The organism is Empedobacter sp. UBA3239 (genome assembly GCF_002362875.1).
Lineage (GTDB): Bacteria > Bacteroidota > Bacteroidia > Flavobacteriales > Weeksellaceae > Empedobacter > Empedobacter falsenii_B.
The window spans coordinates 1-10,608 of record NZ_DEVJ01000013.1 but is presented as its reverse complement, the minus strand read 5'-3'; the positions used below and the strand labels follow the sequence as shown (position 1 = coordinate 10,608).

The window sequence follows — 10,608 nt, the reverse complement described above, 5'->3', positions numbered from 1 at the left end:
TAAAATGCACAACGGGTTAGTAAATATATTGTTTTATCTCCTTCTTTAGATATTTAATTTAAATGCAAAATCATATTTTACTCTTCTTTTTATAAAAATACCCCCAAATTGTTTCTAACTTTTTGGGGGTAGTGTTAAATTATTGAGCTTTTTTATTTTATAAAAGTAACAATAACTTTAGAATCAACTTTCTCATCTAAATCTACATCTTCTTCAAGAAGTAAAACCATTTTATTAGATGAAATTTCTTGAATTTTAAAAATAGTTTCGTCATCTATTATGTGTAAGTTTCCTTTTTCTATTTTATATATACCTCCATAAACCTCATTGATACATTTATCAGTTTGATAATCGGTATAATACTCATCACTTTTATAAGTATTGTGTTTATTAAAAGTTGTTGTAGACTTTTTAGCACAATCATCAGGATATTCTACTTCATCTGGTGTACCTGTCTCCTGATAAACTGTTTTTTCAAGTTTGCAGATTCCGACAATTTTATCATCTAAAGATTTTCTTGAGTCATCATCATCTTTACAACTAAAGAAGTTCAATGATAAAGCTCCTATTGTTAAAAGACAATAATTTTTTCATATTATTTAAATTTACATTGTTAATTAAGAAAAATATAATTATTATCTAAAAAAAACAATAACTATTAAAAGAAAACTACTACAAACGAATTCCAACTCCGCCCAAAACATTAATTCCGGCTTGTGGAAAATAATATCCTCCTCCATAATAATAACCGTTTGATTCGTATTCTACATCAAATAAGTTATTAATCAAGAACGAAAATTCAAGGTTTTTAATTCCTTTTACTTTTGTCGAATATCGAATCAAAAGATCCGAAACCAAATAACTATCTAATTTACCATCTGCTGGTTCTGTATTTGATAAATATTGTTCACCAACATACTTATTCGTCAAATTAATCAATACATTTTTGAAAGGAACAGCTTCAAAACCGAAAGCAGAAATCACATCTGGTGAAAGCGAAATTTTTGTTTTTCCATAATTTTTTATAGAAGAAATTCCTTTTTCATCCCAAACCTCCTCTTCGTAATTTATATTTCTATTTTGACTTAAAGTTAAATTTCCAAAAATATTCAAGTGATTCGGAATAACTTTATAATTCGCATCCAACTCTATTCCTCTTCTATAGCTATTTCCAGAGTTAACACGCTTTCTTGCACCTACTTCATTTAACTCTCCTGTTGCAACCAACTGATTCTGGTAGTCCATATAATACAAATTTGCATTCAAAGAAAGTTGTCCTACTTTTCTATAACCAAATTCATAATCTTGTAGAAATTCTTCTTTTGGTTTAGATTTAGAATCTACATAATCATTTCTCAAAGGCTCACGATGTGAAATACCATAAGAAGCATACAATACATTTGAAGAATTGATTTTAAAATTTATCCCAGCTTTCGGATTCACAAAATTGAATGTATCCGAAAATGGTCTGAAATCTTCCTCATCATTTTTCCCATTTGGCAAATATTTCGCATCATATTCAACATAACGGTATTGCAAATCACCAAACAATTCAAATTTATTCAATTGATACAATACTTTTGCATAAGCAGCCAATTGCTTTTTCACAGAACGATTGTTGTAATATTTGAAATCTTTATCCTTAAAATCTGTGCCTTTTACCCATAAGACATTTCCATAATGATCGCCATCATATTCGTTTGCAGATAATCCGAAAAATACTTTAAAATCATTTAGACGTTGATTTTCAACTTCAAGATTAAAACCATAAAAATCATTATCAAGATATTCACGATTAATTAAATTTCTTTTTTCTGAAGTTAAATAATCCAATTTATAACGTTTCAAACTGCGATTATTTTTATAGCTCTCGTAATAACCTTTACCTTTTGTGTAATGAAGTGTTAAATTTGATTTCCAATTATTCCCAAAATCTTGTAACCACGAAAGAAAATAATGATTTTGACGGTAATTATCGGTGTGATTTTTATAAAAACCTTCAACTTTTCCATTTTCGTCTAAAATTTCTCCTTCAAAATTATATGTTCTATCTTTTTTTAAAGTTTCAGCATCTACACCACTCCATGCCTGATACGTTTGTTCTTTTCCAAACATATTCTGAAATCTAAACTTTGTTTTTTCATTCAATTCATATAAGGCAGTAAAATCATAAGAGATTAAATCTGACCAAGATCTGTCTACATATCCATCCGAATTTATCTTAGAAAAACGTCCATCAATACTCAACTTATTATTTAGTATTTTTCCCGTACCAGCCTGAACTGTATATTTTTGCGTTTTATAATTTCCGAAAGAAACATTTGCTTCTGCAAAAGGAACGGTAGACGGATTTTGAGATTCGATATTAACACTTGCTCCAAAAGAAGCCATCCCGTTTGATGAAGTTCCAACTCCTCTCTGAATTATCATAGAGCTTGTAGATGAAGCCAAGTCTGGCATATTCACCCAAAAAACACCTTGAGACTCAGGATTATTAAGCGGAATTCCATTTAATGTAACGTTGATTGATTGTTCATTAAGTCCACGAATTTTGATAGACGAATAACCAATTCCTGTTCCTGTATCGGAAGTTATAGAAACAGACGTAGCAGAATTTAACAAAGTTGGAACATCTTGTCCCAAATTCTTCTTTTGTAACATTTTATCAGTTACCTTTTCAACTGTAATCGGAAGTTTTTCGACAATTGAAACTTCTCCTAATTGAATTTCTTCTTTTTGAATAGAATCTTTTTCTTGTGCATAAAGAATAGATGCACCAAATAATGACAATAAAAAAATCGACCTTTTCATAATTAATTTTAAAAAATATTATGAAAGGAGCCATCTTACACTTTTATAATTTACGGGCGAATGTAATTTGGTGAAGTACCAGTTCCCTTAGCAGCATTACCTGCCCAGGTTCTTTGGGTATAATCTCAGCCTCTTAAAGAAGCACCCCTTTCGATTGAACTTCAAAGGTAATCTTTTTTTTGAAATTTAAAAATTAACCCAAATTCTTAATCTATTTTCAGTTCTGCAACAATCGGAAAATGATCCGATTTTATGTCATCTCCACGATAAAAATTGGTCACTTTTATTTTCTTTGAAACCCAACATTGGTCAATATTTGTACGGAAAATTGGAATAAAAGCATTCCAAGAATTATTCAATCCAAAACCAGAGCGCGCATCTTTCATTTTATCCGATTGCACCAATTTGAAATTCGGTGAATAAACTGTTGAATTCAAATCTCCAACTAAAATGATATTTTCATTCGGTAAAGCATCAATTTCCTGCTTCATCAATTCGTATTGTTTATTTCGTCTTTCAAAACGCGCCTGATTTGGTAAAGGCGGAACAGGATGCGTTACCAAAATGCTTAATGGTTTAGCGTCTACAATAATTTCCGCTAAAATAGAAGGATGCATTTCATCAATATAATTTTTTGTTGATACTTTAGAGAATGGAATTTTAGAATAAATCGCAATTCCAAAATTGTTATTTCTTACTTCTTCTTTATAATATGGATATTCTTTTCGGATAAACTCTACATGTTTTTGCCAAGCAGGCGTTAATTCTTGTAAAACAATTACATCATTTTTATCTTTACTTAAATATTTTTTCAAGTGTTGAAACTCTTCATTTTGAGAAAAAATATTGATTGACGTAATTTTAAAATTAGATTTTTCTCCTTTTGCATTTTCTCCAAAATAGAAATTTCCTAAGTTTTTATACGTAATAATTGGAATTGCTACAAGCGGAATCAACCATAAAATATTTTTCTTTTCTTCTTTTCGAATCGAATAATTGTAAATCAAACACAAGAAAAAGGCAATAATCAACGCATAAATAGAATATTGTGCCAACATATCGAAGACGAAATATTGATAAAAACTTTTACTTGTTAAATAAATTCCTACAAATACAAAGAATAAAACTCTGCTCCATTTTGTTAACATCTCGTCAATACTTTTTTTGTTCTCGTAAAAATAGAAATTATATTATTCATTAACTTCGCAATATGATAAAAATCGGAATTTTAGGAGGAGGACAATTGGGGTATATGTTTTTGCAAAATGCATTGCAATATCCTTGCGAGATTAGTATTTTAGATCCAGCTGCTGATGCACCTTGCGGGCCACATGCGCATCATTTTGTACAAGGCGATTTCAAAGATTATGAAACGGTTGTTGCATTTGGAAAAGATTTAGATGCAATCGGGATTGAAATTGAACACGTAAATGTTGAAGCATTACGTTATCTAAAATCAATCGGAAAACGCATTGTTCCAGATCCTGAAGCTTTAGCTATTATTCAAGACAAAGGAATTCAAAAAGAATTTTATTTCAATAATAATATTCCGACTGCGCCTTATTTTGGATTAGATAATTGGGAAGATTTAAAATCAAAACAAGATATCAATTATCCGATTTTTCAAAAATCTCGAAAAGATGGTTATGATGGAAAAGGTGTTCAATTCCTAAAATCTGAAGCTGATTTAGACAAAATGCTTCAAGCTCCTTCGATTTTTGAAACGCCAGCCGATTTGGATCGTGAAATTGCGGTTGTTACGGTTGCTGATCATTTAGGAAATATTGTCACTTATCCTACCGTAGAATTTGTCATCAACGAAGAATATAATTTGTTAGATTATTTATTGATGCCTTCTACACTTCCGAAAGAAATCACTGATCGAGCTGAACAAATTGCGCGTGATGTTGTAAAAGCATTGAAATCTCCAGGAGTTTTCGCAGTTGAATTATTCTTGAACAAAGATCAATCGATTTGGGTAAACGAAACCGCTTCTCGTGTTCACAATTCTGGACATTCAACAATTGAAGCTGCTTATTCATCACAATTCGATCAAATGTTAAGAACCTTAATGCAATTGCCACTTGGTTCTACAAAATTGTTTACAACTTCTGCAATGGTCAATTTGATTGGTGCTGAAGGACAAACTGGACAAGCAGAAATCGAAAATATTGAAGAATTATTGACGATTCCAGGAACATTTTTGCATTGGTACGCAAAAACTATCACAAAACCAGGTCGAAAAATGGGACACGTTACATTGGTGAATGATGATTTAGAACAATTAAAACAAAACATAAAACAAGTTAATGCAACGGTGAAAGTCGTAGCAAAAAAGTAACAACTATGGTAGGAATTATAATGGGAAGTGATAGCGATTTGCCTATCATGAAACAAGCTGCTGATCTATTAACAGAATTAAATATCCCTTTCGAATTAACAATTGTTTCGGCACATCGTACGCCACAACGTATGTTTGATTATGCAAAAACAGCGCACGAACGTGGAATAAATGTTATTATTGCTGGTGCAGGAGGTGCTGCGCATTTACCAGGAATGGTTGCATCTATTACGCCTCTTCCTGTTGTTGGTGTTCCTATTAAATCGTCAAATTCTATTGACGGTTGGGATTCTATTTTATCTATTTTACAAATGCCAAATGGTATTCCAGTTGCTACAGTTGCAGTGAATGCGGCGAAGAATGCAGGGATTTTGGCAGCGCGTATTTTAGGTGCGACTAATCCTACTTTACAAGAAAGATTAATCAAATATCAAGAAGATTTACAAAAAGCTGTAGAAGCGAAAATAAAGCTTGTAAAAGGCGAATATCCGAATGGTTTTGATAAGTAAAAACTAATTTGTATGATTGAAAACTACATCCAATACTTAGGAGGCTATAATAAAGATAATATTGTATTTTCTGATATTGAGAAAGCTATAATAGAAATTAATGAAACAGATGATGAACATGGCGTATTTTGGGTTTCGGTAATTTCTGATGATGATTTTGAAAATGTTATAGAGACTTCAAAATCATTAGATTTAATTATAACATTTGATGAAATAGGTATTAAGTATAAAGCTAAAGACTGGAATGAAGTTAAAGAATTATACAAACTACTTTTAGAAGAAAAGTTTGACTTAATAAAAGCTCAAATTAAATAAACCAAAAACTCCCAAACTTTATAGTTTGGGAGTTTTTTATTGTAAGAAATTTTTAAATCTTAACGTAAAGCCCTATCGCGGTTATCAACCACATCAGCAGCTTGAATCAATGATTGTAACAATGTTTGTTGGAAACGTCCTTGTAATTGACGGTTTAAATTATCCAAAATCATTGAACCTTTTTGATTCTTTTGAATTTGTTGGTTTGAAGGAATAATGTAGAAAACTCCAGCATTTCCAGCAATCGCTTTAGAAGATTGATTTGGTTTTACACCAAACGCAGCACCTACAACTTTAGGCTCTAAACCAATTCCAGTTAAATTAGAATTAGAGAAGTTAACCGTAGCATTTCCTTTTTTCGCTCCAAATTTAGAAGCAAAAGCATTCAATCCACCATTCGCAACTTGCTCGTCAACCAATTTAGCAACTTTTTCGTGCATCAAAACTGGCTCTACATATTGACGAACAACACTTGGATGCGCCAAACCTTTGTCAAATTTTTCAACTAAATGAACAACGATGTAATCTCCTGTAGAAGATGTAAACAAGTTTGTTGCTCCTTTATCTGTTTTCTTGTCAAAAGCCCATTTTAAGATATCTCCGTCCTGATCGTTTGGAATATCTTGACCAATCGCAGCATAACGCCCAATACCTTCTGTTGTATTATTTAAATAACCACCTTTTTTCGCAGTATTTTTGAAATCATTCAATGATTTTCCTTCAACATTCTGAACATACGTTCTTGCATTTGTAAATGCTTTTTCTGTTGTCGCTTTAGAAGGCTCAATTGTTTTTACAATGTTTGCAACTTGATAAGCTGTTTTGTTTTTCGCATCATCAACTTTGATAATGTGATATCCGAATTGAGATTCTACCAAATCAACAGTCCCAACTGGTTTAGAGAAAATAAATCCGTTATAAGTTTGGTCTAATTGATTGTTTTTTCCAACCCAACCAATGCTTCCTTTTTGTACAGCAGATGATTTATCATCCGATTTTGTTGAAGCAACTTCTCCAAAAGAAGCTGGATTAGCTTTTACTTCAGCTAAAATTTGTTCAGCTAATTTTTTTGCTTCGTCTTTTGTACGTTTTACTCCGTTTCCAGCAGCGCTTCCTGTGTAAGAAACTAAGATATGACTAGATTTTACAGAATCTTTTACTTCTTTCGATTTCGAAAGTTTATATAATTGATATGTATTTCCAATTTTGAAAGGTCCACCAATTTGTCCAACTGTTGCAGTTTTCAAGAAGTTTGTTGCTTCTGGCCCTAATTGAGCTTGTTCTAATTCTGCTTTTGTAAAATAATTTGGAATAAATGGTTTCTCAGAATTTTGAGTCACATAAACCGAATCACTTTTTGCAGAACCAAATGCTGCAATTGTATCTGTAACATTGTTTACTTCGTCATGAACAATTTGAGTTGACAGATACTTTTTGATGTTTGCTAAAGCAACAGCGTCATCAGCAGTTGAAGCTCCAGCAGGGAAATAAGTGTAACTTAATTTTACTAAACCTTCTGCTTTGAACAATTTTGGATATTTCGCTTCGTAAGCAGAAATTTCTTCGTCTGTTACTTTTACATTTAATTTTTTAGCCAAAGTTGCATAATCAACAAATGCATACTGAATATTTGCATTCGAAATATTGTATCCTTGTTGAATATCCGCTTCTTTACCTGTAACCGCTGTTCCAGCCATTACATAACCAAAATATTTTTGAGATAAAATCTGTAATTTTATTTGTTCAGCAGTTTGCAACCAACCTCTATATTGTTGTTGTGCTTCTGGACTTGATGCCGCATTTGCTTCTAATTGAGCAATCTGTTGTTGTGCTTCTGCACCAGATGTCATTCCGAAGTTTTGAGCTGTATAGCTCCAAAATTCATCATCAGAAACTTTTAAACCTAATTTTTCAGCATGTTGTTTCAACACTTTCTGACTAACTAAGCTGTTCCAAGTTTGTTGAGCAATTTGATTTGGAGTTGCAGTTTGACCTTGATTTTCGTACATCTTTTGTGTTTGATCGTACGCACTCTGATATTCTGCAATACCAATAGGTTCTCCGTTCACTGTACCAACTACAGACGGATCTCCAGTAAATAATTGTTTTATTTTTGAATTCTCTCCGAATAAATCTCCTGCAACGAAAGCTAACATTGCAACTCCGATTACCACGAAGATCAGCCAAGTTTTTTTACGAATTTCTCCTAAAACTGCCATTGTTTTATTTTAATGTTATTTCTATAATAGGTGGCGAAAATACGACAATACATTGAATAATAAAATAGAAGAAGCGACAAGTATACGCTTTTTTGTTAATTTTTTTAACGCTCTTTAGAATTTTTGATTATCATCAACATACTTAAATCCTTGATTATTGAATAAAGTATAGGTTTCTAAATCGTCAGTAGCTTGCAAACCGTTTTTCGCTGTTAACGAATCGCCTTCCTTGCTAATTAAGTAAACTTCTTTCGATGTATAAACTGTTTTATTTTTCTTATTCCAAAATAATTGTTCGCTTTTCAACGAATCACCTTTTTCATTTACGATAATTACGTTTCCTCTACCTTCATACAATCCCGTTACATCACTCAACTTCGCCCAATCTGCTTGAAAATAACCTGGTTTTACGCTTCCTTTTTGATAAAAATCAAGGTTTAAACCTTTTCTAAAAATCGTGTAAGGAGAATCTACCGTTGTATATTCTTCGATTAATGGCGAACGCAAATTACCAGAAATTCTTCCCGAATCTTTGTTAATAATATTTGCATTGATAAGTGTGCGTGTTGGGAATTCTACCTTCTTTTTACTGATAGGAGGAAGTTCTTTTTTACAAGAAAAAAGCAAAACGAAAACGCTAATCACACCAAATACAAGAGTTGATTTAATTAAAACTTTTTCGTTTGCTTTTTTATACAATTTTTGTTTGTCCAAAATTAGTCAATAACTCTTTTTCTAAACCAAATATCGTTAATATCAAATCCAACTTTAACTCCGAAATAATTTTCTTTAATTAAGTTGTTTGCTGTTTTTCCTTTTTGTCCGTACTCTAATGAAATATTCATCATAGAACCATCATTTTGTTTTCCGATTGGAAATCCAAAACCTAAAGTTGCTCCATAAGCGTCAATATCTGTTCCGTGAATAGAGTATTGAGCTGATTGATAATACATACCAGCACGATACGTTACACGATTAAAATAACTTTTGTAACTGTTATAATCTGGAATCCAATATCCACCAACAGCCAAACGTACATTATTTTTGTAATCTACCGCAGAAGACATTGTTGTATTTTGACCTTCTAATGGTTGAGAGAAATCTTTCCAATTATTATACTTTGCTTCTACAGCTAATGACCACGTATTATCTTTAGAATAAGATGCTCCTAAAGTAAATTGTTGTGGAATCTTAGTTTTTCCATTATCAATTCTAATAATAGAAATTGTATCTACAGAAGATTGTGCTGTTCCAATATATGTGTAAGAAGTTGTAAGATCTGTAACATCAGTTCTTAACTTAGTTCCTAATGTATAAGTAGCCCCAATGTTTAAATTGTTATTTTTTCCAATTTTCTTTGTATACATAGATCCCAACGTAAATTGAGCACCACGATAGTTCGATTTATCGCTATAATCTACAGCTAAACTTGCTCCATCTACAGCTAAAATCTCATTACGTTGCAACTCTCCGAAAAGATAATTAACACGCAAACCTAAAGAAAATCCTTTTGAAAGATTTCTTGAATAAAAAGCATGAAGACTATTTAACCCTCCATCACCTTTCATTTGTACAGTTTGTTTGATATTATTTTTCTCAGAAGTATTCATAATATCATATCCCAACGCTGTGTAAGGTTGAAAACCAACTCCGAAACTTCCTTTTTCACCAACTGGAAAAGCCAATGAAATATTAGAAACATTGAAACGACCTGCGTTTTCCTTATCTGTTCCAGATTTGAAATTATAATTAGTTCCACTTCCACTTGCATTGAAAGTTGTCATACGCAAGTTTTGGTTTGCCGCCGGATTCGAAAAATTCGCACTTTGTCCAAAAGGATTCGTAGGAACCGTTGAGATACCGCCCATACCAGCTTGTTCAGTATTATTATCAAACAATTGCTCCCCTACTCCGTATGCCGAATAAGGTGAAACTGATATTGACTGAGCTTTTATTGTTACCACGCTAAATAGTGATAAACTACAAATAATCCACTTCATTATGAATGTATAATAGAATTCTAAGACGCAAATATGATGATTTGTTGCGAATTGTAAAAATTAGATTGCAAAAATGAGTTGTTAAATCTCTATTAAAATATTAAAACCGCTCTTTTTTTGCAAAGATAAAAATATTTTAAAATTTATTTCTCGGTAAATGAACAAGATAGCTTTTTCGTCTAAAAAATATTTTAAATAATGTTTGGTAGAACAGATTTTCGCTCTATATTTGCATCACAATTAAGGCGGTGCCTTAGCTCAGTTGGTAGAGCAAAGGACTGAAAATCCTTGTGTCCCTGGTTCGATTCCTGGAGGCACCACTGCTTAAAACCTCAATCATTTGATTGAGGTTTTTTTAGTTTTAATTTTTAAATGTTAATATATTAATTATTTTGGATCAGTATCAAAAGTTG

The 10,608-nt window shown here is 31.8% G+C and carries 9 protein-coding genes and 1 tRNA gene; 4 read left to right on the top strand and 6 right to left on the bottom strand.

The window, feature by feature from the left end; genetic code table 11:
• Positions 1–152: 152 nt before the first annotated feature.
• The 3 genes from B4G36_RS01755 to B4G36_RS01745 all read right to left on the bottom strand — a co-directional run bounded on the left by B4G36_RS01755 (position 153) and on the right by B4G36_RS01745 (position 3,959).
• Positions 153–554, bottom strand: coding sequence for a lipocalin family protein (locus B4G36_RS01755; protein ID WP_291061501.1), 402 nt, complete (start codon positions 552–554; stop codon positions 153–155).
• A gap of 118 nt (positions 555–672) precedes the next feature.
• Positions 673–2,811, bottom strand: coding sequence for a TonB-dependent receptor (locus B4G36_RS01750; RefSeq protein WP_291061499.1), 2,139 nt, complete (start codon positions 2,809–2,811; stop codon positions 673–675).
• A 206-nt stretch (positions 2,812–3,017) separates the two neighbouring features.
• Positions 3,018–3,959: an endonuclease/exonuclease/phosphatase family protein gene (locus tag B4G36_RS01745; protein ID WP_291061497.1), complete on the bottom strand. Its 942-nt coding sequence runs from the start codon at positions 3,957–3,959 to the stop codon at positions 3,018–3,020.
• Between the two features lie 62 nt (positions 3,960–4,021).
• Here B4G36_RS01745 and B4G36_RS01740 point away from each other — a divergent pair, with 62 nt between their 5' ends.
• Genes B4G36_RS01740 through B4G36_RS01730 form a run of 3 tightly spaced genes read left to right on the top strand, consistent with a single transcriptional unit; the run spans position 4,022 to position 5,976 of the window.
• A complete protein-coding gene (locus B4G36_RS01740; protein WP_291061495.1) occupies positions 4,022–5,152 on the top strand; it encodes a 5-(carboxyamino)imidazole ribonucleotide synthase in 1,131 nt (376 codons plus the stop codon).
• Between the two features lie 5 nt (positions 5,153–5,157).
• On the top strand, positions 5,158–5,661 hold the full coding sequence (gene purE / locus B4G36_RS01735) for a 5-(carboxyamino)imidazole ribonucleotide mutase (RefSeq protein ID WP_221855714.1): 504 nt from the start codon (positions 5,158–5,160) through the stop codon (positions 5,659–5,661).
• A gap of 12 nt (positions 5,662–5,673) precedes the next feature.
• Positions 5,674–5,976 (top strand): hypothetical protein, encoded by a 303-nt coding sequence (locus tag B4G36_RS01730; RefSeq protein WP_291061492.1) that lies wholly within the window; start codon positions 5,674–5,676, stop codon positions 5,974–5,976.
• Between the two features lie 59 nt (positions 5,977–6,035).
• Here the strand turns inward: B4G36_RS01730 and B4G36_RS01725 are convergent, their stop codons facing one another.
• The 3 genes from B4G36_RS01725 to B4G36_RS01715 all read right to left on the bottom strand — a co-directional run bounded on the left by B4G36_RS01725 (position 6,036) and on the right by B4G36_RS01715 (position 10,195).
• Positions 6,036–8,195, bottom strand: a complete 2,160-nt coding sequence (locus tag B4G36_RS01725; protein ID WP_291061490.1) for a peptidylprolyl isomerase — start codon at positions 8,193–8,195, stop codon at positions 6,036–6,038.
• Positions 8,196–8,309: 114 nt separating this feature from the next.
• On the bottom strand, positions 8,310–8,909 hold the full coding sequence (gene lptC / locus B4G36_RS01720) for an LPS export ABC transporter periplasmic protein LptC (RefSeq protein ID WP_291061488.1): 600 nt from the start codon (positions 8,907–8,909) through the stop codon (positions 8,310–8,312).
• 2 nt (positions 8,910–8,911) lie between these two features.
• Complete coding sequence (locus tag B4G36_RS01715; RefSeq protein WP_291061486.1) at positions 8,912–10,195, bottom strand: OmpP1/FadL family transporter; 1,284 nt, start codon at positions 10,193–10,195, stop codon at positions 8,912–8,914.
• Between the two features lie 247 nt (positions 10,196–10,442).
• Between B4G36_RS01715 and B4G36_RS01710 the strand changes: the two genes are divergently transcribed.
• Positions 10,443–10,515: transfer RNA gene (locus tag B4G36_RS01710), tRNA-Phe, on the top strand.
• Positions 10,516–10,608: the final 93 nt, after the last annotated feature.